This window comes from Kocuria varians, assembly GCF_006539885.1.
Taxonomy (GTDB): domain Bacteria; phylum Actinomycetota; class Actinomycetes; order Actinomycetales; family Micrococcaceae; genus Kocuria; species Kocuria varians.
In genome coordinates this window covers 1-22,140 of sequence record NZ_BJNW01000004.1, presented here as the reverse complement: position 1 = coordinate 22,140, position 22,140 = coordinate 1, and the positions used below count along the sequence as shown (strand labels likewise).

The 22,140-nt window shown below is 70.4% G+C and carries 17 protein-coding genes and 1 tRNA gene; 10 read left to right on the top strand and 8 right to left on the bottom strand.

What is annotated here, in order from left to right; translation table 11 throughout:
• Nucleotides 1-2: 2 nt before the first annotated feature.
• The 4 genes from KVA01_RS03090 to KVA01_RS03075 all read right to left on the bottom strand — a co-directional run bounded on the left by KVA01_RS03090 (nucleotide 3) and on the right by KVA01_RS03075 (nucleotide 5,616).
• Nucleotides 3-1,736 carry an RNA polymerase sigma factor gene (locus KVA01_RS03090; protein ID WP_233438736.1) on the bottom strand — a complete coding sequence of 578 codons (1,734 nt, stop codon included), beginning with the start codon at nucleotides 1,734-1,736 and terminating at the stop codon, nucleotides 3-5.
• A 182-nt stretch (nucleotides 1,737-1,918) separates the two neighbouring features.
• Nucleotides 1,919-3,220 carry a hypothetical protein gene (locus KVA01_RS03085; protein WP_068467362.1) on the bottom strand — a complete coding sequence of 434 codons (1,302 nt, stop codon included), beginning with the start codon at nucleotides 3,218-3,220 and terminating at the stop codon, nucleotides 1,919-1,921.
• A 112-nt stretch (nucleotides 3,221-3,332) separates the two neighbouring features.
• Nucleotides 3,333-4,616, bottom strand: coding sequence for an MFS transporter (locus tag KVA01_RS03080; protein WP_233438735.1), 1,284 nt, complete (start codon nucleotides 4,614-4,616; stop codon nucleotides 3,333-3,335).
• A 67-nt stretch (nucleotides 4,617-4,683) separates the two neighbouring features.
• The gene (locus KVA01_RS03075) at nucleotides 4,684-5,616 is read right to left on the bottom strand and encodes a proteasome assembly chaperone family protein (RefSeq protein WP_068467358.1); all 933 of its coding nucleotides are present in this window, start codon (nucleotides 5,614-5,616) and stop codon (nucleotides 4,684-4,686) included.
• Nucleotides 5,617-5,830: 214 nt separating this feature from the next.
• Here KVA01_RS03075 and KVA01_RS03070 point away from each other — a divergent pair, with 214 nt between their 5' ends.
• The 4 genes from KVA01_RS03070 (at nucleotide 5,831) to KVA01_RS03055 (ending at nucleotide 11,355) form a co-directional block, all read left to right on the top strand.
• Nucleotides 5,831-7,357, top strand: a complete 1,527-nt coding sequence (locus KVA01_RS03070) for a leucyl aminopeptidase (RefSeq protein WP_141268881.1) — start codon at nucleotides 5,831-5,833, stop codon at nucleotides 7,355-7,357.
• A gap of 170 nt (nucleotides 7,358-7,527) precedes the next feature.
• Nucleotides 7,528-8,895 (top strand): dihydrolipoyl dehydrogenase, encoded by a 1,368-nt coding sequence (gene lpdA / locus KVA01_RS03065; RefSeq protein ID WP_141268879.1) that lies wholly within the window; start codon nucleotides 7,528-7,530, stop codon nucleotides 8,893-8,895.
• A gap of 114 nt (nucleotides 8,896-9,009) precedes the next feature.
• Entirely contained in the window at nucleotides 9,010-10,830 is a 1,821-nt protein-coding gene (gene sucB / locus KVA01_RS03060; protein WP_068467355.1) for a 2-oxoglutarate dehydrogenase, E2 component, dihydrolipoamide succinyltransferase, read from the top strand.
• Nucleotides 10,831-11,007: 177 nt separating this feature from the next.
• Nucleotides 11,008-11,355, top strand: coding sequence for a hypothetical protein (locus tag KVA01_RS03055; RefSeq protein ID WP_068467352.1), 348 nt, complete (start codon nucleotides 11,008-11,010; stop codon nucleotides 11,353-11,355).
• Nucleotides 11,356-11,424: 69 nt separating this feature from the next.
• Here KVA01_RS03055 and KVA01_RS03050 read toward each other — a convergent pair whose 3' ends face one another.
• Nucleotides 11,425-13,260 carry a protein kinase gene (locus tag KVA01_RS03050; protein ID WP_170221114.1) on the bottom strand — a complete coding sequence of 612 codons (1,836 nt, stop codon included), beginning with the start codon at nucleotides 13,258-13,260 and terminating at the stop codon, nucleotides 11,425-11,427.
• A 254-nt stretch (nucleotides 13,261-13,514) separates the two neighbouring features.
• Here KVA01_RS03050 and lipB point away from each other — a divergent pair, with 254 nt between their 5' ends.
• The 3 genes from lipB to KVA01_RS03035 all read left to right on the top strand — a co-directional run bounded on the left by lipB (nucleotide 13,515) and on the right by KVA01_RS03035 (nucleotide 16,277).
• Entirely contained in the window at nucleotides 13,515-14,243 is a 729-nt protein-coding gene (gene lipB, locus KVA01_RS03045) for a lipoyl(octanoyl) transferase LipB (RefSeq protein WP_068467349.1), read from the top strand.
• A gap of 110 nt (nucleotides 14,244-14,353) precedes the next feature.
• Nucleotides 14,354-15,361, top strand: a complete 1,008-nt coding sequence (gene lipA, locus KVA01_RS03040; protein ID WP_141268875.1) for a lipoyl synthase — start codon at nucleotides 14,354-14,356, stop codon at nucleotides 15,359-15,361.
• 166 nt (nucleotides 15,362-15,527) lie between these two features.
• Nucleotides 15,528-16,277, top strand: coding sequence for a DUF4191 domain-containing protein (locus tag KVA01_RS03035; RefSeq protein ID WP_082810194.1), 750 nt, complete (start codon nucleotides 15,528-15,530; stop codon nucleotides 16,275-16,277).
• 105 nt (nucleotides 16,278-16,382) lie between these two features.
• Here the strand turns inward: KVA01_RS03035 and KVA01_RS03030 are convergent, their stop codons facing one another.
• Nucleotides 16,383-16,829 (bottom strand): RDD family protein, encoded by a 447-nt coding sequence (locus tag KVA01_RS03030; protein WP_068467343.1) that lies wholly within the window; start codon nucleotides 16,827-16,829, stop codon nucleotides 16,383-16,385.
• Nucleotides 16,830-17,102: 273 nt separating this feature from the next.
• On the opposite strand from KVA01_RS03030, the gene glnA reads away from it, so the two are divergent.
• Nucleotides 17,103-18,527 carry a type I glutamate--ammonia ligase gene (gene glnA, locus KVA01_RS03025; protein WP_141268873.1) on the top strand — a complete coding sequence of 475 codons (1,425 nt, stop codon included), beginning with the start codon at nucleotides 17,103-17,105 and terminating at the stop codon, nucleotides 18,525-18,527.
• A gap of 166 nt (nucleotides 18,528-18,693) precedes the next feature.
• Here the strand turns inward: glnA and mptB are convergent, their stop codons facing one another.
• Nucleotides 18,694-20,181: a polyprenol phosphomannose-dependent alpha 1,6 mannosyltransferase MptB gene (mptB, locus tag KVA01_RS03020; RefSeq protein WP_170221113.1), complete on the bottom strand. Its 1,488-nt coding sequence runs from the start codon at nucleotides 20,179-20,181 to the stop codon at nucleotides 18,694-18,696.
• A gap of 273 nt (nucleotides 20,182-20,454) precedes the next feature.
• Between mptB and orn the strand changes: the two genes are divergently transcribed.
• Nucleotides 20,455-21,084: an oligoribonuclease gene (orn, locus tag KVA01_RS03015; RefSeq protein ID WP_267899921.1), complete on the top strand. Its 630-nt coding sequence runs from the start codon at nucleotides 20,455-20,457 to the stop codon at nucleotides 21,082-21,084.
• Nucleotides 21,085-21,238: 154 nt separating this feature from the next.
• Nucleotides 21,239-21,314, top strand: a tRNA-His gene (locus KVA01_RS03010).
• Here the strand turns inward: KVA01_RS03010 and KVA01_RS03005 are convergent.
• Nucleotides 21,307-22,140 (bottom strand): recombinase zinc beta ribbon domain-containing protein (locus KVA01_RS03005; protein WP_218023596.1); only part of this gene is annotated, 834 nt, incomplete at its 5' end. The two genes, KVA01_RS03010 and KVA01_RS03005, sit on opposite strands and share 8 nt — an antisense overlap.

Genomic DNA, 22,140 nt, shown 5'->3' with positions numbered 1-22,140 from the left:
GATCAGTCCAGGTAGTCCCGCAGCACCTGGGACCGCGAGGGGTGGCGCAGCTTGGACATGGTCTTGGACTCTATCTGGCGGATCCGCTCGCGGGTCACGCCGTAGACCTTGCCGATCTCGTCCAGGGTCTTGGGCTGGCCGTCCGTGAGGCCGAAGCGCATGGCCACGACACCGGCTTCCCGCTCGGAGAGCGTGTCCAGCACCGAGTGCAGCTGCTCCTGCAGCAGCGTGAAGGACACGGCGTCCGCGGGCACCACGGCCTCGGAGTCCTCGATCAGGTCTCCGAACTCGGAGTCGCCGTCCTCACCCAGCGGCGTGTGCAGCGAGATGGGCTCACGGCCGTACTTCTGGACCTCCACGACCTTCTCGGGCGTCATGTCCAGCTCGTTGGCGAGCTCCTCCGGGGTGGGCTCGCGGCCCAGGTCCTGGAGCATCTGGCGCTGCACGCGGGCCAGCTTGTTGATGACCTCCACCATGTGCACCGGGATGCGGATGGTGCGGGCCTGGTCCGCCATCGCACGGGTGATGGCCTGGCGGATCCACCAGGTCGCGTACGTGGAGAACTTGAAGCCCTTGGTGTAGTCGAACTTCTCGACCGCGCGGATCAGACCCAGGTTGCCCTCCTGGATCAGGTCCAGGAAGAGCATGCCGCGGCCCGTGTAGCGCTTGGCCAGGGACACGACCAGGCGCAGATTGGCCTCGAGCAGGTGGTTCTTCGCGCGGCGGCCGTCGTGGATCACCCAGCGGTAGGCCCGGCGGGTGTCCGCGTCCATGGAGTCCTGCTCCTCGGCGAACTTGTGCTCGGCGTAGAGGCCGGCCTCGATGCGCAGGGCGAGGTCCACCTCCTGCTCCGCGTTCAGCAGCGCGACCTTGCCGATCTGCTTGAGGTAGTCCTTGACGGGGTCCGCGGTGGCGCCGGCCACCACGACCTGCTGAGCCGGGGCGTCGTCGTCGTCGTTGTCCGTGAGCACGAAGCCGCGGGCGCTCTTGTCCTGGCGGCCCTTCATGAGCTGCGCGGACTCCTCCGCGGAGGCCTGCTGCGACTCCTGCGAGTCGTCCTCGTCCTCCTGGGGCTCCTCGGTGGTCAGCTCGTCCTCGGCCAGCACCTCGTCCACGGGATCGGCCTTCTTGCGGCCGCGGCCGGGACCGGCGGGCTTGGCAGCGGCCTTGGCGGCCGTCTTGCGCGTGGCCGGCTTGGCGGTGCCGGACGCCGTGGTCTTCGACGCCGCCGTCTTGGAGGCAGCCGTCTTGGACGCGCCGGTCGTCTTGGTGGCCGCGGTCTTGCGCGCAGCGGTCTTCCTCGGCGCAGCCGTCTTGCGGGTGGTGGTCTTCTTCGCGGCGGTCTTGGTCTCCGCGGGAGCCTCGGCGCTCTCCTGGGACGACGACGCCGCTTCAGCCGCAGCGGACGCGGCCGCCTTGGAGGCGGTGGCCTTCGACGCGGTCGCCTTCGTGGCGGTGGTCTTGGTCGCGGTGGCCTTCGTGGCCGTGGACCTGGACGCGCTCGTCTTCGGCGCGGTGGCCGCGGTCGTGGACGCCGCGCCTTCGGCGGCTGCCCCCGTGGTGCGCTTGGCGGCGGTGGTCTTGCGGGCCACGGTCTTCTTGGCCGCGGTCGACTTCTTCGCGGCGGGCTTCTTGGCGGCGCCGGTCGTGCCGTTCGAGGTGGCGGTCTCAGCCGAGTCGGTCCCCGCCTCGGGGGCCTGGGATCCGGTTGCGGTCTTGCTGGCAGCTGGTGACACGGAAAGCCTTTCGTTGGACAGACACAGGGTGCGTGCCGCACCAGCGGCCAACACACCTATGACCCTGTCAAGTCCGGCACCGCTGCGCGCGGTGATCGCCGGGACTCTGAGGGTCCTACATTCGCCAACGCACCCCGCGCCGGGATTGTTCCCGGTGCGGGAAAATCTTTTCCGGCCGGTGCTCAGGCGGTGCGTCCGCGGTCCCACCAGCGCGGACCGGGCCACGCCGTCGAAGGGTCTGCGCACCACCAGGGGACGGGCTGCCGGTGCAGCCGCACGAGCACGTCCCTCACGGCCTGCCCGGGCCCTGCTTCGAGGACGACGACGCCGCGGCGCTCCAGCAGCCTGGCTCCCGTGTGTGCCCTCCCCCGGAAGTACTCGACCTGTGCCAGTGCGGCGGCCACGATGGCCCTGGCCTCCTGGCTCTGGGCGCAGGGCGAAAGGGATGCCGTTGCCGCGAAGTGTTCGGCGTTCAGCAGCCCGTCCAGCACCTGGAGGACCCGCTGCGCGGACTCGACCCGTTCCCATTCGGGCGGACCGTCCCACTCCCCCGCAACGGCCGTGACGCACATCAGGGCCTCGTGGAGCGCCGCGGGCGGTGCCCCATCTCGGGACGACGCGCCGGTCATGTGCTGCACCGCCGCCCGCAGCCCGACCAGCGCCGGGACGGCTCTGCTCGACTCACCGCACAACCACGAGTAGTAGAGGGCATCGCGACTGCACCGTTCGCCCAGTCCGTCGAGCAGGAGCAGCAGGTTGTCGTCGGTCGAGTCAAGCACGATCTCCACCCAGTCGGTTTTGCAGGCGCCGACGCGAGTGAGCACGCGCTCCCACGCGGCGAGCGCGGGACACCCGCTCACGGTGTGGTCGGCCTGTCCCGGCCGGCCGGGCTGGGTCACGACCGTCACTGGCTGTCCCGAGCGCACCGCCCAGGTCCGGGACAGGCAGCCGGCCCGCTGCTCCAGTCGGGCGGCCCACCGCGGATCCTCCGCCAGCAGGGGCGGCTCGACCCCGCTGCCATCGGCGACCATCTGCGCGTTGACGGGGCTGCGCTCGATCCGTTCGACGGGCAGGGGCTCACTCGCTGCGAGCACGTCCCACCAGTGCGTGGGCCCCACCACGACAACGGTCATCAGGGAGAGCCCTGCCGCCTCCGCCGCCTCCCACCACAGCGCCGCCCGGGCGAGCAGCGCCTGGCCCGGCTCGGCGGGGTCGCGGGCGTCGTCGCAGTAGAGCACCACGAGAACGTCGCGTCCCACGCGCACGTGCGCCAAGGAGTCCACGAGCGTCTCGCCCAGTGCGGCCGGTTCCGCGTCGTGCGGCGGGTGGTCGGCCACGAGACACAGGGCACCGGTGTCCGTTCCGGGAAGGAAGAGGACGACCTCGTTGCGCGGTGCGCGCCCGAGCTGGTGCGGGATCAGTGCGAGGACGTCCTCGGGGCCACGGAGGGTCACGGCGGGGCGGGGTTCGTGGGTGACGGTCATGGCCCCAGCGTGGCGGGTTCCCGCACGAGGATCAGCGTGTGGAGCCGTGCACGGGATGGTGCGCGGCGCCGGGGTGGGCGGGAGCCGGCTGTGGAGCCCGCTCGCCGCGCGCTCAGACGGCGTCCGGCCCGTGGACCTTCCGCACCTTGTGGGTGCAGCGCAGGATGGCGATCGTGCCCACGAGGGCGACGACGCCCTGGGCCGCGATCGCGGGACGGAACGCCTCGCCGTCGTAGAGCCGCGGGGAGATCCCCGCGCCGTAGAGGAGGTCGAGCACGAGCCCGGTCACGTAGATCGCGAGCAGCGAGGCCGCGAAGCCGCCCACGTTCGCGAGCCCCGTGGCCGTGCCGCCGCGGCGGGGCGGGTTGAAGGCGCGCACGATGTCGAACGCCATCATGGACGCCGGCAGGGACAGGGCGATCATGCACACGCACACGTAGACCACCGCGATCGGCGCGTGGCCGGGCCACAGCAGCAGAACCGCCCAGCCGGACCACGCGACCAGGCAGAACGTCAGGACCAGGGCCGAGCGGCGTCGGGCGAAGCGCGCGCTGAGCTTGCCCACGAGCGGCGCGACCACCACGTTGAAGACCACGTAGACGGTCATCACGAACGAGGCCTGCGTGGGGTCCAGGCCCTGGGCGTTCTGCAGGTAGGGGTACGCCCACATGAGGGCGAAGGTGTTGCCGGCGAACTGCACGGTGAAGTGCACCCAGAAGCCCAGCTGCGTGCCCGGCTCTTTCAGGGACTCCGCCATGGAGGCGCGCACGGAGGCCAGGGACATGCTGTCGTTGAGCACGCGCACCCCCGGCGGGTTGTTGCGCAGCACCAGGCCGGAGAGGACTGCGGCGAGCACGCACATCCCTGCCATGGCCACGAACGAGGGCACCCACCCGGTGGCGTGCAGCAGCACCGCGAACGGGATCACGGAGAACAGCTGCCCCAGGTTGCCGGTCATGCCCACGACCTGCGTGAGCATGGGCACCTTCAGCGCGGAGAACCACACGGGAAGCAGACGCATGACGCACACGAAGGTCGCGGCATCACCGGCACCCACGAGGATGCGCCCCACCACGCCTCCGGTCACGGACTCCGCGGCGGCGAGCTGCAACTGTCCCGCCGCCATGGCCACCGCGCCGATGGTGATGAGGATGCGTGGCCCGTACCGGTCCACCAGCACGCCCACGGGCACCTGCAACACGGCGTAGACGAGCACCTGCATCATCGAGAACATCGACAGCCCGGCCGCCGCCGTGTGGAAGCGGTCCGCGGCCTCGACCGAGGCGACGCCGAAACTCGTGCGCTGCGCGACGGCGGAGAAGTACGCGAACACCCCCACCGCCAGGATCGCCCACGCGGTGGGCGAGTCCTTGTAGCTGGACGGAGGGGGTGCCACGGCATCCGACATGCGGGAAAGTACTCCACGGGCTGGTTCACGGCGGCCCGCGGGAACGCCACAGGCCCTACTGTTCGAGGTGGTCGTCCGGCTCGCTCTGCGCGGCCAGGAACGCCTCCGCAGCGGCGCCGAGGTCGTCCGCGTCCGGGAGGTCGGCGTCGTCGGGCCCGGCGAGGATCGAGCGGCGGGCGGACGCATCCACCACGTCATCGTATCGCCGTTCCATGTTCTCGATGACGGCCTGGACCTCCGGGGAGGAGCCCGCCTGCTCGTCGATCTGGCGGATCACGTCCCGCGAGGCCTCCCGCAGCTCGTCCGTGGGAAGGGTGCGTCCGGTGACGGCGCTCAGGTGCTCCAGTGCGGCCACGGCGGCCTGCGGGAGGTACGACTCCGCGAGGTACTGGGGCACGTGCACGGACAGCCCCACGTGGTCGATCCCGCCCTCCTGCAGCCGCAGCTCCAGCAGGTGCGAGGCGGAGGCGCTGATCTCGAACGTGGGCCGGTCGCCCTCCGGTCGGGGCAGCAGGTCCGCGCGGGGGCCGTGCGCGGAGACGAGCACCGGGCGCGTGTGGGGAACGGGCATGGGGATCCCGCTCACCAGTGCCACCAGGCTCACCTCCAGCCGCTGCGCCAGACCCACCACCGAAGCGCTGAAGCGCTCCCACTGGGTGTCCGGCTCGGGGCCGGTGAGCAGCAGGAAGTGCCGGCCCAGGCCGTCGGTGACCACGTTCAGGGTCAGCTCGGGGGCCTCCCACTCCTCGAAGTGGTCCTCGGCGAACTTCACGCGCGGGCGGCGGGAGCGGTAGTCGTAGAGCTGGTCCAGGTCGAAGCGGACCACGGTCTCGCTCGGCATGGACTCGAGAATCACCGCCTCGATCTGACCGGCCAGGTGACCAGCCTCCACGTAGCCGGACAGCGCCACGATCAGGGGCAGCCCGCGCAGCCTCTCGTCGCTCAGCAACGCCGGGTTGCCCAGATACAGGGCCGTGGGATCCAGCACATTTCCTCCTCGAGGGCTCGTACGCCGCGCGCGCCGGGCTCGGCACGCGCATACCGCTCGTGACGGTGCAACGCACCCGGCGGCGTCGGCTATTCCCGGCCACCGCACGCGGCCGGTCGCTAGGATCGGAGCCACGTGGGCGCCATCGCGCCCGGGGTGCCGGCCACGCGCCGTCGCCTCCCGTTCCCCGTTCCACCCGTGAAAGGACGACACCGTGACCACTGCCCAGGAGATCCTCGACACCCACGAGGTGCAACTCACCGTCACGACCAAGCCCCTCGGGGACGCCGGCGCGGACGCGCTCGTCCTCGGCGTCTCGCACGACGGCGCCCTCGCGGTGCCCGCCGACGTCAAGGGCGGTGCGCGGCGCCGTCTGGAGACCCTCGCCGAGCGTGCCGGCGCGCGCGGTGCGCTGGAGCGCGTCGTCGTCGTGCCCGCACCCGAGGACGTCCGCACCGACCTGGTCGTCTTCGTGGGCCTCGGCCGTGGCGAGGGCGACGAGCGGCGCGAGAACCTGCGCCGCGCCGCCGGTGCCGCCGCGCGCGCCCTGCAGGGCCGTGCGGACTCCGCGTCCGTCGCCCTGCCGGTCACGGACGCCGACGACGCCCAGGCCGTCGCCGAGGGCGTCGCCCTGGGGGCGTTCCGCTACACCGCGCAGAAGGCACGCGCCCTCTCGGACGACGACGCGCCGCTCGGCTCGGCGGCCGTGGCGGTCCCGAAGGCCCTCGGCAAGGACGCCGACGCCGCCGTCGGACGCGCCGCCCACGTGGCACGCGCCGTGCGCCTGACGCGCACGCTCGTGGACGTCTCCCCCGACACCGCGACCCCCGAGTTCGTGGCGGACGTGGCGAAGCTCGCCGCCAAGGGCACGAAAGTCACCGTGGACGTGCTCGCGGAGAAGGAGCTCAGCCGCGGCAACTACGGCGGTCTGCTCGGTGTGGGGCGCGGCTCGGTCAACGGCCCACGCCTCGTGAAGCTGCGCTGGGCGCCGTCCGGCGCGAAGCAGCACGTGGCCCTCGTGGGCAAGGGCATCACGTTCGACTCCGGCGGGCTCTCGCTGAAGCCGCCGGCCTCGATGATGACCATGAAGTCGGACATGGCCGGTGCCGCCGCGGTGCTCAGCACGGTCCTCGCGGCCGCCGCCCTGGCGCTGCCCGTAGCCGTGACGGGCTGGCTGTGCCTCGCGGAGAACCTGCCGTCGGGCTCCGCCACACGCCCCGGTGACGTCCTGACCATGCACAGCGGCCACACCGTGGAGGTGCTGAACACGGATGCCGAGGGGCGTCTGGTGCTCGCGGACGGCCTGTGGGCCGCCGGCCAGGAGCAGCCGGACACCCTCGTGGACATTGCGACCCTCACGGGCGCCCAGATGGCCGCCCTCGGCGTGCGCACCGCGGGCATCATGGGCGACGACGAGGTGCGCGACCGGGTCGTGAGCGCGGCCACCACGGCGGGCGAGCCGGCCTGGCCCATGCCCCTGCCGGAGCACCTGCGGCCCTCGCTCGACTCGTTCGTCGCCGACCTGAAGAACATGGGCGACAAGCACGGCGGAATGCTCGTGGCCGGGCTGTTCCTGCGGGAGTTCGTGCCCGAGCACCGTGGGCGCCGCGTGCCGTGGGCGCACATCGACATCGCCGGGCCCTCGTTCAACGAGTCCCAGCCGTGGGGCTACACCCCCAAGGAGGGCACGGGCTTCGGCGTGCGGACCATGCTGGCGCTCGTCGCCGACCACGCGAAGTAGGCTTCTCCCCAGCGAGCACCGCCACACGCGGGGCGCCCGCCACGAGCAATACATGGTGGGCCCCCGCGTGGGGCGTTAGGCTGGACCCAAGCGTGACCGCCCTTCGCAGACCCAGGATCGGGCCTCTGGCGGGCATCCCGAACCAAGCACTCGAACCCCGAGGAGCCAACGTGGCCGACAACCAATACGACATCCTGGTACTGGGCGGAGGATCCGCCGGATACTCCGCCGCCCTGCGTGCGGTGCAGCTGGGCTTCAGCGTGGCGCTGATCGAGAAGGAGAAGCTCGGTGGCACGTGCCTGCACTGGGGCTGCATCCCCACGAAGGCGTACCTGCACTCGGCCGAGCTCGCCGAGGGCGCCCGGGAGTCCGAGAAGTACGGCATCAAGGCCACCCTCGACTCCATCGACATGGGGGCGGTGCGCGACTACAAGAACAAGATCGTGCAGGGCAAGTTCAAGGGCCTCACCGGCCTCATGAAGATGCGCAAGGTGGACGTCGTTGCCGGCAACGGCAAGCTCACCGGCCCGAACACCATAGACGTGGACGGCACCACCTACACGGGCAAGCACATCATCCTCGCCACCGGCTCCGTCTCGAAGACCCTGGGCATCGAGATCGGCGGTCGCGTGATGACCTCCACCGAAGCCCTCGAGATCGACTTCGTCCCCACGTCCGCGATCGTGCTGGGCGGCGGTGTTATCGGCTGCGAGTTCGCCTCCATGTGGCGCTCCTTCGGCGTGGACGTGACCGTCATCGAGGGCCTGCCCCACCTGGTCGCCAACGAGGACCCCGCGGTCGTCAAGACCCTGGAGCGCGAGTTCAAGAAGCGCGGCATCAAGTCCAACCTCGGCACGTTCTTCGAGAAGGTCGAGCAGACCGACGACGGCGCCAAGGTCACCCTCGCGGACGGCAAGGAGTTCGAGGCCGAGGTGGTCCTCGTGGCCGTGGGCCGCGGACCGAACACCGCGGACATGGGCTTCGAGGAGCAGGGCATCCCCATGGACCGCGGCTTCGTGACCCCGAACGAGCGGCTGCACACCGGCGTGGGCAACATCTACGCGATCGGCGACATCGTCCCCGGCGTGCAGCTCGCCCACCGCGGATACCAGCAGGGCCGCTTCGTGGCCGAGGAGATCGCCGGGCTGAACCCGGTGGTCGTCCCGGACATCAACGTCCCCAAGGTCACCTTCACCGAGCCGGAGATCGCCTCCGTGGGCTACTCCCAGCCCAAGGCCGAGGAGAAGTTCGGCAAGGACAACGTGGAGACCTTCGAGTACAACCTCGCCGGCAACGGCAAGAGTTCGATCCTCGGCACCGGCGGCTTCATCAAGCTGGTGCGCGAGAAGGACGGACCCATCGTGGGCTTCCACGCGATCGGCACGCGCATCAGCGAGCAGATCGGCGAGGGCCAGCTCATGGTCAACTGGGAGGCCCACCCGGAGGACGTCGCCGCGTTCATCCACGCGCACCCCACGCAGAACGAAGCCATCGGCGAGGCGGCCATGGCACTGGCCGGCGTTCCGCTGCACGGCTGATCCACTGGCACCGGGTGCCCGCGCGAACGTGCGCGGGCACCCGGTGCCACACCAGCCGGGCCGCCACCCGGCACGTTGAACATTTCTGATCTTGAGAGAGGGACGGACGAAACAATGTCTGAAACCGTGAACCTGCCCGCACTGGGCGAGTCTGTCACCGAAGGTACCGTGACCCGCTGGCTGAAGCAGGTGGGCGACGAAGTGGCCGTGGACGAGCCGCTGCTGGAGGTTTCCACGGACAAGGTCGACACCGAGGTCCCCTCTCCGGTGGCCGGCGTGGTCGAGCAGATCCTGGTCGAGGAGGACGAGGACGTCGAGGTCGGCGCCCCGCTGGTCGTCATCGGCGACGGCTCCGGTTCCGGTGACTCCGGTTCCGACGACGCCACCGAGCCCGCCCAGGCCGAGGCCGAGCCGGAGCCCGAGGCCGCCCCCGCCGAGGAGAAGAGCGAGCCCGAGCAGGCCCCCAAGGCCGAGACCAAGCAGTCCTCCGGCAACTCCGTGGAGGTCACCCTCCCCGCACTGGGCGAGTCCGTGACCGAGGGCACCGTCACCCGCTGGCTCAAGGAGGTCGGCGAGCAGATCGAGGTGGACGAGCCGCTGCTGGAGGTCTCCACCGACAAGGTCGACACCGAGGTCCCCTCCCCCGTGGCGGGGACCCTGCTGGAGATCAAGGTCCAGGAGGACGAGGACGCCGAGGTCGGCCAGGTGCTGGCCATCGTGGGCGACGAGGCCGCCGCCGGTTCCGCCGACTCCGGCTCCGACGACTCCTCGGACCAGTCCGGTGAGACCGCGGCCGAGGCCGTGGAGGACGCCGCCGCCAGCGCCGACTCCGGTGAGAACACCGAGCAGGCCGCCGAGGCCAAGGTGGAGTCCACCCCGGCTCCCGCCGAGACGTCGGCTCCCGCCGAGAAGTCCGAGCCCGCCCCGGCCGCGCCGTCCAACGACTCCGCAGCCTCCGGCTCCAAGGACGTCTCCGGCTACGTGACCCCGCTCGTGCGCAAGCTCGCCCGCGAGAAGAACGTGGACCTCTCCACGCTCACCGGCACCGGCGTGGGTGGCCGCATCCGCAAGCAGGACGTCCTCGCCGCCGCGGAGAAGTCCGAGTCCTCGGCCGCGCCGAAAATCGCCGACACCGGTGCGGACATGGCTCCGGCCGTGTCCACGCAGGGCTCCGGTGCGCCCGCTGCCTCTCCGGCTCCGGCCGCGGACGCGAAGCGCGGCACCACGGAGAAGGCCCCGCGCATCCGCATGACCATCGCCAAGCGCATGCGCGAGTCCCTCGAGGTCTCCGCGCAGCTCACGCAGGTCACTGAGGTGGACATGACCCGCGTGGCGCAGCTGCGCCAGAAGGCAAAGGACCAGTTCCAGAAGCGCGAGGGCGCCAAGCTCACGTTCATGCCCTTCTTCGCGAAGGCTGTGGCGGAGGCTCTGCAGGCCCACCCCGTGCTCAACGCCACGTTCAAGGAAGACTCCAAGGAGATCGTCTACAACTCCTCCGAGGACATCGCGATCGCCGTGGACACCCCGCGCGGTCTCCTCGTCCCGGTCGTGAAGAACGCCGGCGACCTGAACCTGGGCGGCCTGGCCAAGCAGATCGCCGAGCTCGGCGGCGCGGCCAAGGACGGCAGCATCTCCCCGGACGCCCTGACCGGCGGCACGTTCACGATCACCAACATCGGGTCCTTCGGAGCGCTCTTCGACACCCCGATCATCAACCAGCCGCAGGTGGGCATCCTGGGGACCGGTTCGATCGTGAAGCGCCCCATGGTCGTCACGGACGCGGACGGCAACGACACCATCGCCATCCGGCACATGTGCTACCTGTCCCTGACCTACGACCACCGCCTGGTGGACGGCGCGGACGCCGGCCGCTTCCTGAGCACGCTGAAGAAGCGCCTGGAAGCCGGGCAGTTCCAGTCCGAGGTGGGTCTCTGAGCCTGACCGCGTGACGGTGTGACGGGCGGTCTCGAGCCGCCGACCACACCACCGTCGGAGCCCGCGGGCCCGGACCACCGTGTGCAGCACGCACCGGTGGGTCCGGGCCCGCAGTCTTTTACTCGTTGCCACCGTCGACTGTCAATGGGCGTGACGAAACTCGGCTACCCTCGTAGCATGACCTTTCTGCTCAACCTCCTGCTGTTCCTGCACATCGTGGGTGTCGCGATCATCGTCGGCACCTGGATCTACACCATGAAGCGTCCCACCGTGACGGTTGCCCAGTTCTGGGCCGCCGTACTGATGCTCCTCACCGGCGTGGGCCTCGTGGGCATCCACGAGATGAGCGGTCACGAGATCAACTACGCCAAGATCGGCGTGAAGATCGTGATCCTGCTGATCGTGCTGGTGGCCGCGTTCATCGGCATGCGCAAGACCCGTCGCGGCGAGCCCGTCTCCACGGGCCTTGCGCACGCGGTGGGCGGCATGGCGCTGATCAACGCGGCGGTGGCCGTCTTCTGGTGAGTCCAGGAACCATGTCGAACGCCCGGGTGCTCGCACCCGGGCGTTCTTCGTGTCCCAGGGGGATCGCGGTCAGTGGGAGTCGGGCGCCACGGGTGTGACGTCCGCGAGCCGCCAGCCCTGAGACGTCCGGACGATCGTGAGCCGCAGGTGCTGCCGGACCTGGTCGCCGTCCTTCGCCACGGCCGCCCCCGTGGGCAGCGGGCCGTTCCAGCCGCGGGTGACGACGTCCGCGTCGTAGGTCTTGGACCGCGCGGCCTCCGTGGGAGTGAGGTGGGCGCCCGGGTCCGGCTCCTGCTCCTCGAGGGACGCCACCTCCATGCTCATCCCGGTCAGCGCCGTGGGCCCGGAGCCGCTGCCGCTCTGCGCGGCGGCCCTGCGGATCAGGTCCCGGTCGCGGGCGGCGAGCCCGGACTGCGGAACGTAGACCGCCTCGACAGCGGCCTCGTCCCCCGCAGCGAGCGCCCGAGCTCGCCGTGCCACGAGATCTGCCACGGCGTCCCGGGCCGCACGGTCCTTCTCCTGCATGCTCTCACCGGGCGCCGCTGCCGACGCCCCCGCGCCTTCACCGCCCGCTGCTCCGGCGCGGGACGAGCTCGGTGAGGCACCGTCAGAGGCCCCGGTGGCGCCGGCTCCCGCGGCGCTCCCTGCCTGTTCTCCGGTCCCAGCCGTCCCGTTCCCGGTCCTCGCACTCCCCGTGGGTTCGCTCACCGCCCCTGGTGCGGCCGACGCCGCGGCGTCGTCGTTCGTGGCGGTCGTGCTCCCCTGCCCCGCCCAGGACACGCCGCCCCACGCGAGCGCGGCGAGGCACAGGGCGGCCGCCACGACGAGCAGCACGCGCCCTCGGCGCGGGGAGTCCACCAGGGCCGCCGTGGCAGCAGATCCGGTGCCACGGGAGCGTCCGCCACCGAACGCCAGCCGACGCCGGGACCGCACCACCGTGCCGTCCGCCCGGATCACCTCGGGCGTCATGCGCTCGGCCGGGCGACGAGCGGGTGCGGGTCGGCGCACGGGCGTGTCGAAACCTGTGGCCAGCTCGAGGGCGGAGGGCCGCTCGGCGGGATCGTCGCACAGGGCGGCTTCGAGCAGCAGGACGAGGTGGCGCGGCGCCGCGGGACACATCAGCGCCAGCGGCACCCGGTGCGAGTCCGGTCCCGGGTAGCGGCCCGTCAGAGCGAGCCACCCCGTGACGGACAGTGCACGGACGTCCTCCGCAGGACTCGTCACCGCCCCCGCAGCCACAGCGGGGGTCGTACCCGTGTCGGCACCGTCGGCCGGGCCATCGCCGTGCCCGTCGGTCTCATGGCCGAAGCGCCGTCCGCTGCCGTGGGCCCCGTCCACCACCGCGTCGGGCAGGCCGCTCCGGTCCCCCTGCCCCCACGCGGCCGGGCCGCCGGGTGTCCCGGCGGGGACCCCGTACCCGTCGATCAGACCCCGACCCTTGGGGGTCACGAGCACGTGGTGCGCAGCGAGTGCACCGTGCACCCACCCGCGGTCGTGCAGCTGGGACAGGCCGCGCGCGGCGTCCGCGAGCACGGGCAGCAGCGCCTCCGGGGCGACCCGTCCGTCCGCGCGCATGTGCTCCGCGAGGGGGCGCGCATTCACATGGGCAGCGACGAGGGCGCACGGCTGCCCGGCGTCGTCGACCGTGGCACGCACTCCCACGAGTCCCGGGTGCTCGCCCACGGACCAGGCCTCCGCCACGGCCGCGAACCGCGCCTCCACGGCGTGCCGTCGCGCAGGGTCCTCGGACACGGCGAACGTGACGGTGAACTGTTCACGTGACGTCTTCTCCCGGGCGAGCCAGGTCCGGGTGCCCGCGCCCTCGGCGAGCTTCGCCACGAGTTGGAGCCCCTCACCGGTGGTGGCACGCTCCACCCGGTCCCGCTCGGCATCCGCTGCTCCCACGGCCTCCTCCCCCGGATCGGACGCGGAAGCCGGAGCGGAAGCGGGCGCGGCGGTCCGGCGTGCCGCCCGCACCCGCTCCTCGACCCCGCGGCGTTCACGGGGTGGCGCGGGGCGAGCCCCCGAGGCTGCGGACGTGGGCTCCGTGCGGCTCTCAGAACCGTGTGCGCGCTGTTCGTTCATGGCACCACTGTGCCCGTCCGTCACCGTGTCCGCCCGGGTTATCCACAGACCGGACCAAGGGATAGGCTGGACGAATGGCTCTGCACTTCGAACGCATCGGTTTGGCACCGGACCTGGTGAACTACCGGGAGTGCCTGGACCTGCAGCGTGAGGTCCACCAGGAGGTCGTGGCCGGAACGCGCGGGAACACCGTCCTGATGGTCGAGCACGACCCCGTCTACACCGCCGGGCGCCGCACGGAGAAGCACGAGTACCCGTGGGACGGCACCGAGGTCGTGCCCATCGGCCGCGGTGGCAAACTCACCTACCACGGTCCCGGGATGCTCGTGGGCTACCCGATCGTCCGGCTGCCCATCCCGCTGGACGTGGTCCGTTTCGTGCGTGTGCTCGAAGAGGTGATCGTCGCCGTCGTGCGCGACTTCGGGGTCCCCGCCACCACCGTCGCCGGGCGCTCCGGGGCCTGGGTGCTCGCGGACGAGCGCGGCCCGGACCGCAAGATCTCCGCGATCGGCGTTCAGGTGTCCAAACGCGCGACCATGCACGGCTTCGCCCTGAACTGCTCCAACGACCTCCGCCCGTTCGGGAAGATCATCCCGTGCGGGATCACGGACGCCGGCGTCACCTCCCTCAGCCAGGAGACCGGGAATCGGATCGACCCCGTGGACGTCGTGGCGCGTATGGAGCAGGAACTCGCGGCCCGGGAGGCGGACCTCTGCGTCCCGTTCGAGCCGGAGACGCCCGCCCCGCCGCTGACCCTGCACGGCAGAACGGCCGCGGCGCCGCGGTCCACCCCCGTGTCCTGACACACCCGCCAGACGCCCCCTGACGAGCCAGACTCACACGACGAGAACGGCCCCGGCCTACCGCACCGCGTGCTCCAGGGCCACGCCAGCGCCACCAGCGAGGAGACCCCATGACCATCGCCCCCGAAGGCCGCAAACTGCTGCGCGTCGAGGCACGCAACGCGACCGTGCCCATCGAGAAGAAGCCGTCGTGGATGAAGAACACGGCCAAGATGGGCCCCCAGTTCACCGAGCTGAAGTCCATGGCCCGCGGCCGCGGTCTGCACACGGTGTGCGAGGAGGCCGGGTGCCCCAACATCTACGAGTGCTGGGAGGACCGTGAGGCCACGTTCCTGATCGGCGGGGACACGTGCACGCGCCGCTGCGACTTCTGCGACATCGCCACCGGCAAGCCCGGCATGGTGGACGTGGCCGAGCCCCGCAAGGTCGCGGAGTCCGTGCGGGACCTCGGTCTGCGCTACGCGACCGTGACCTCCGTGGCCCGTGACGACCTCGCGGACGGCGGGGCGTGGCTCAATGCCGAGACCATCCGCGCCATCCACGCCATGAACCCGAGCACCGGTGTGGAGATCCTGATCCCGGACTTCAAGGGCCAGCCGGACGCGCTGCAGCAGGTCATCGACGCCCAGCCCGAGGTCTTCGCGCACAACCTCGAGACCGTGCCGCGCATCTTCAAGCAGATCCGCCCGGCCTTCTCCTACGAGCGTTCCCTAGACGTCCTGACCCAGGGCAAGGAGAACGGGATGATCGTGAAGTCCAACCTCATCCTGGGCATGGGTGAGACGGACGAGGAGGCCTACGAGGCACTGTGCGACCTGCACGACGCGGGCTGCGACATCATCACCCTCACCCAGTACCTGCGCCCCGGCCCCACGTTCCACCCCATCGACCGCTGGGTGAAACCGGAGACGTTCGTGGAGCTCTCCCGCCAGGCGGAGGAGATCGGGTTCCTGGGTGTCATGGCCGGTCCCATGGTCCGTTCGAGCTACCGCGCCGGCAAGCTGTGGGCGCGCGCCATGAAGAAGATGGGCCGCGAGATCCCGGAGCACCTCTCGCACATCGACGACTCCGGCTCCGCCACCCAGGAGGCCTCGAGCCTGCTCGCCCGGCTGGGCTGAGCACCGGTCGCACACCACGGCGGGTTCCTGCCCGGGCCCACGGGGCTCGGCCCACGACCCGACGACGACGCCGCCCGCGCACCCGGGCGGCGTCGTCGTCTCCGCGTGTGCGCGCCCAGCGGATAGAATGGCCGCAATCCCCTACCAGCAACTGCGAGGAAGCACCGTGTCACCAGCCACGTCCACCCAGGCCAAGGCCGCCGAGCGCGACCGCAAGCGCGAGGAGAAGCGCCGCCGCAAGGCCGCGAAGGGCCCCGGCGTCTTCGCGCAGATGAAGCAGGTCTTCCAGATGACCCGCGAGCAGGAGCCGAACATCCTGTGGTGGATGATCCTGCTCGGCCTCGGTGTGCTGCTGGTGTTCCTGATCGTGGGCGTCCTGCTGGGCAACTGGATCACGTGGCTGCTGATCGGCATCCCGTTCGCCGTGCTGGCCGCGGTGATCCTGCTCTCGCGCCGCGCCGAGAAGGCGGCGTTCTCGCGGATCGAGGGGCAGCCCGGGGCCGCCGGCGCCGCGCTGTCCACGCTGAAGCGGGGGTGGATCGTCGAGGAGGAGCCCGCCGCGATGGACCCCAAGTCCAAGGACCTGCTCTTCCGCGCGGTCGGTCGCCCCGGCGTCGTCTTCATCACGGAGGGCCCCGTGAACCGGGTGGACAAGCTCGTGCAGAAGGAGCGCCGCCGCATCGGCCCGGTGATCCAGAACGTCCCGATCCACGTGATCAAGTCCGGCAACGGGGAGGGGCAGGTGCCCCTGGACAAGCTCGCGAAGAAGATGCGCGGCCTGGACAACGCCCTCACCAAGCAGGAGGTCCAGGTGGTCCACCGCCGCATGAACACCCTGAAGAACAAGCTGCCGATCCCCAAGGGCGTGGATCCCATGCGCAGCCGCCCGGACCGCAAGTCCATGCGCGGCCGCTGAGCCGAGGACGACGCCGAACGGGCCGGACACTGTGTGTCCGGCCCGTTTTTCGTACGCGGACCCCCCGGGTCCCCGGCGCGGTGGGGTGGAGGTCGCCGGGCGTGTTCAGCGCACCCGCACGAGCACGGTGTCCACCGCGCGGTCGTGCAGCCCCCGCTGGTCCTCGTCCGCCACGAGCGGGGGGATCAGCAGGCACAGCAGCAGCGTGCGGAGGACCGCTCTGCCGAATCCGGCGGGACGGCCGTCCATCGTCTGCACCTGCAGGCCCAGGAGCCAGTGGCCCGGGGAGCGCCCGAAGAAGCCGACCATGAGCGCGGTGAGCACGAAGAAGACCGCGAGCGTCATCAGCCCGGAGCCGTTCCAGCGCGAGAAGAAGAGCCCGGCGAGCACCATGGCCAGGAACCAGTCCATCACCAGCGCGATCAGCCGCGGCGCGAAGCGCGCGATGGAGCCCGGGCCGCGTTCGGGGCGTCCCCAGCGCTGTCCGGGGTACTGGGAGCCGTCGCGGGGCGGGCCGTCCAGCCACGAGCCCATGTCCTGCCGTGAAACCATGCCCCCAGCCTATCGGCCCCACAGCCGGGGCTCGCCCGGCAGCCGCGCGGGTCCTGTGTGCCCTGCACCTCCCCGGGACGCCGGTAGAATGGCACGTGTACTGACCGATCGGCGGAGCCCCGCCCCACGTTCCTCCCGTGTTACACGCTCGAAACACCGGTGACACGGCCGGGCAACGCCAGGTTCCTACGCTGGACACCAGAACCGGACGGCCACGGCGGTTCCAGCCGCCGCGGCGTCGATCGGACGCCCACAGAGAAGGAGAACAGGTCCATGTTCCAATCAGCCGACGAAGTGCTGTCGTACATCAAGGACGAAGAGGTCGTGTTCGTCGACCTCCGTTTCACGGACATGCCCGGCGTGCAGCAGCACTTCAACCTGCCGGCCAAGGCGGTGGACGCGGACTTCTTCACTGACGGACAGCTGTTCGACGGCTCCTCCATCCGCGGCTTCCAGGGCATCGCCGAGTCCGACATGCAGCTCATCCCGGACCCGCAGTCCGCGTTCGTGGACCCGTTCCGCGTGGAGAAGACCCTGGTGGTCACGTGCTCCATCGTGAACCCCCGCACGGGTGAGCCCTACCACCGCGACCCGCGCGGTGTGGCCGAGCGCGCCGAGGCGTACCTGGCGTCCACGGGTATCGCGGACACCGCGAACTTCGCGTCCGAGGCCGAGTTCTTCATCTTCGACGACGCCCGCTTCCAGGTGGAGCCGCAGTCCACGTTCTACAAGATCGACTCCGAGGAAGCCCCCTGGAACAGCGGTCGCAAGGAGGAGGGCGGCAACCTCGCGAACAAGACCGCGGTCAAGGGCGGCTACTTCCCCGTGTCCCCCGTGGACAAGCAGGCGGACCTGCGTGACGCCATGTGCGTGGCGCTGGACGAGATCGGCCTCGAGGTCGAGCGCTCCCACCACGAGGTCGGCGCCTCGGGCCAGGCGGAGATCAACTACAAGTTCTCCACCCTCACCGCTGCCGCGGACGACCTGCTGAAGTTCAAGTACGTCATCAAGAACACCGCGGACGCGTTCGGCAAGACCGCCACGTTCATGCCCAAGCCGGTCTTCAACGACAACGGCTCCGGCATGCACTGCCACCAGTCGCTGTGGAAGGGCGGCGAGCCGCTGTTCTACGACGAGAAGGGCTACGCGGGTCTCTCGGACCTCGCCCGCTGGTACATCGGCGGCCTGCTCGAGCACTCCTCGGCCGTGCTGGCGTTCACCAACCCGACCGTGAACTCCTACCGCCGCCTGGTGAAGGGCTTCGAGGCCCCGGTGAACATGGTGTACTCGCAGGGCAACCGCTCCGCGGGCATCCGCATCCCGATCACCGGTACGAACCCCAAGGCCAAGCGCCTCGAGTTCCGCGCCCCGGACCCCTCGTGCAACCCGTACCTGGCGTTCGCCGCGCAGCTGATGGCCGGCCTGGACGGCATCCGCAACCGCATCGAGCCGGCGGACCCGATCGACAAGGACCTCTACGAGCTTCCCCCGGAGGAGGCCAAGGACATCAAGACGGCCCCGGGCAGCCTCGATGAGGCCCTGAAGGCGCTCGAGGAGGACCACGAGTTCCTGCTCGCCGGTGACGTGTTCACCGAGGACCTGATCGAGTCCTGGATCGAGTACAAGCGCGAGAACGAGCTCAAGCCGCTCTCCCTGGTCCCCCACCCCCTGGAGTTCCAGCTGTACTACGGCGTGTGATCCCACGCGGCACACCGAGGGCCCCGCTCGTCACGAGCGGGGCCCTCGGTCCGCCTGAGGCGCGGGTCTTTCGCCCGCGCGGGGCGCTGGGGCACGGCGTCGAGCGGGCGCCCAGCCGCCGCTGCGGTGCGGGCCGCAGCACGGCCGGGGCCGACGGCGTCGCCCGCTACAGCACCGCTTCCCGGCCCCGGTGCAGCGCCTGGTTGCGCGCGATGCGTCTGGTCGCAGGATCGAGCACCCACAGGTAGACGCCGTAGGTGAAGGCCACGAGCGCGGCAATCACGCGCGCGGCGATGAGGTTGAGGTCCAGGTAGGGGAAGATGTCCAGCTGGTCCGCCACCGCGTAGACCGTGAAGAACACGGTGATGAAGAACAGCACGTCCACCTGCCAGTCGTCGCGGATGCCCGTGACCGCGAAGAGCGGGATCAGCCACACCACGTACCAGGCCTGGATGATCGGGGACAACAGCACGAAGGCCGCGAGGGACCACGCGAGGCGCCGAAAGATCCTGGAGTCGCGGCCCACGAACATCAGGACCACCGTGGTGAGGGCGGCAAGTGCCGTACCTGCCGAGTGGACGGCGTGCATCCACGCGGAGCCGTTGAGGCCCCACGAGCTGGCCACGAGCTGCGCGAAGAGTCCCAGCAGACCGATGGGCGCGTACCAGATATAGACGGTGCCCGGGGTGGAGACGGCGGAGACCCAGCCGAAGCCGAAGCCGTTGACCGCACCCATGAGCCCCAGCAGGGCCAGGGAGTACGCGAGGGTCAGCACCCACACCACGAAGCGGCGGGGCCACGAGGCGTTCTTTCCGGCCCACAGCAGCCCCACGAAGGGCAGGAACACGAGGGTGATGGGCTTGATGGCCACGGACAGCGTCACCAGCGTGGTGCCGATCAGCCCGCCCTTCCAGTTGCGCTGCACCGCCGCCGCATAGGTGCCGAGCAGCGCGAGGGCCAGCATGATGGCGTCGTTGTGGGCCGCCACCACGAAGTTCGTGAGGAACAGCGGGTTGGCCACGGACAGCCACAGCGCACGGCGCGGGTTCACGCCGTGCAGCCGCGCCAGGCGCGGGATCACCCACATGCACGCGATCACCGCAAGCACGCACATGGCCCGGAACAGCAGCGCCGAGGCGTCCGGATCCGCGCCCGTGAGGACGACCACGAGCTCCTCAAGCCACAGGAACACCGGCCCGTAGGGGGGCGGCGACTGGGCCCAGAGCTGGTCCGCCCCGAGCTGGAAGAAGTTGTCGATCGCGGAGACGCCGGACTCGTAGGGGTTCAGCCCGTTGAGCATCACCCGCCCCTGGCCGATGTACGAGTACACGTCCCGGCTGAACAGCGGGATGCTCACGAGCATGGGCGCCGCCCACGCTCCGATCGCCACGAGCACCCAGCGGGCGCTGGAGGGCCCCCAGGGCGTGAGCTTCTGGCCGAGTCGCAGCCACTGCCGCACGAGCAGCATGGCACCCAGGGCCAGGGCGACCACGGAGACCACCACACCCACGGTCTCGAAGCGCATCCAGATGATCAGCGGGGTGCGGCGCAGCGCGGAGACGTTGGCGAGCCAGCCGACACCCAGCGAGCCGAACGCGAGCATGAGCGAGCCCAGGGCCCCCATGAGCACGGTCCGCAGCAGGGAGGAGGTCATGGCGTCGTCGCGGAGCAGCAGGTTCCGGCCGTGGCCTGCGGCTTGTGGCGGACCGGGGACTCGAGCCGTCCTGGACGGGGTACGCACTGCGGGGGCCTCCCGGTGGTTGTCGGGCCGGTCGCGGTGGGAACGCGCCGCGAGGGTGCCGCCCGCGCTCGGGGCGCGGGGGCGACGTCGGGCCCCGATCCTATCGCGCGACCTCGCCCGGGCCGGGGCAGCGCGCGCGGTGCCGCCGTGGGAGCCCGCCGGGAACGACACGATAGATTGGGGGGCGTGACGACTGGAAACCGGAGAATTGTGTGGATCGACTGCGAGATGACGGGGCTCTCCCTGTCCGAGGACGCGTTGATCGAGGTGGCCGCGCTCGTGACGGACGACGAGCTCAACGTGCTGGGTGACGGCGTGGACGTGGTGATCAAGCCCCCGCAGGCCGCCCTGGAGCAGATGAACGACTTCGTGCGGAACATGCACGAGACCTCGGGTCTGTTGCCCGAGCTGGAGCGCGGCACGGACATAGCCACCGCCCAGAAGCAGGTCCTCGACTACATTCGCGAGTGGGTGCCGGAGCCCGGCAAGGCTCCCCTGGGCGGCAACTCGGTGGGCACGGACAAGACGTTCCTCTCCCGGGACATGCCCGAGCTCGTGGACCACCTGCACTACCGGATCATCGACGTCTCCACCCTCAAGGAGCTCGCACGCCGCTGGTACCCGCGCGCCTACTTCCAGGCACCGGAGAAGACCGGCAACCACCGTGCGCTCGGGGACATCGAGGACTCGATCGACGAGCTGCGCTACTACCGCCACGTCCTCTTCCCCGGCGATCCCGGCCCCACGTCCGACGACGCCCGGCGGGTTGCCGCGCTCATCTCCGCCTCCCCCACGCGCACGGCCACGCGGCACTAGCGGCTCCCGACGGGCGCGGGGTGCCGTCCGTGCCACGGTCCGCGCTCGTGCACGCCGCCGTGCGGCGAACCCCGATGCGCGCAACGGCGCCCACGTGCGCTATAGTGGTCGTCGTTGCCCGGAGGGATCGAACGGTCCCGTCGCGGGTTACATGGTGGGCGTAGCTCAGTCGGCAGAGCGCCTGGTTGTGGTCCAGGAGGTCGCGGGTTCAACCCCCGTCGCTCACCCCATATGGGCGAGGTTCAAACCTTCGACAAGAGTTTCCACTCTTGAGAAAGTCTGAACCTCGTCCTTTTTCTTTGCCTGCTCGGCCCAGTTGAGTGCGTTGCCCTGGATCTCGATATCGCAGAGCGCTTCGTAGGACGGCTGGTACTCGACCCGCACTTCCCGATCCTGGTCGATGAAGATCTTCCGGAAGAACGCCTGGTTGCACAGCCTCCTGTTCTGGTTATCGCACCGGCTGTAGATCAGCGAGACGTTTGCCAGCAACGTCAAGCAATCATCCAAGTTCTCTCGGGCTGCCGCGTACTCGTCGTGATGGGCAGACAGCCTCCCCTTGATGTCATCAAGCCTGGCTTCAATTCGCATCTGCTCTTCCTTGAGTAGTTCCAACGAGATCGCACCCGAGTAATGAGCACGCAGCACGACGAGCCGCTCCTCCTCCAGACCGAAACGCTCCTTCGCCAACGACTCCAGCTCACCCGAGTCCTCGGCCAGAAGATGATCGAACTCAGCGTGGACCATGCCCGCGAGCGACTGGCGCATTTCGCCTGAGATCTGGATCGACTCGTAATACTTCTCGACCAGGCGCTCGACGTCCTCGATGAGGATCGCCTGGCGGGTGCAGGACGTCGCTTTCGAGTGGCGGCCGTTGCACACGAAGTACGGGTAGATCCGCCCCTTGACGTTGTTCGCGTTCACGATGATGAATCGCGAACCGCACGCGCCGCAGTAGATCGTCCCCTTCAAGTAATGGGCGTGCAGCTGAGTCGCATCCGCCGTTGGGCCGCCCCCGTTATTCGGTCCGGACGGTGTGTGAGTCGTCGGTTTCGATGT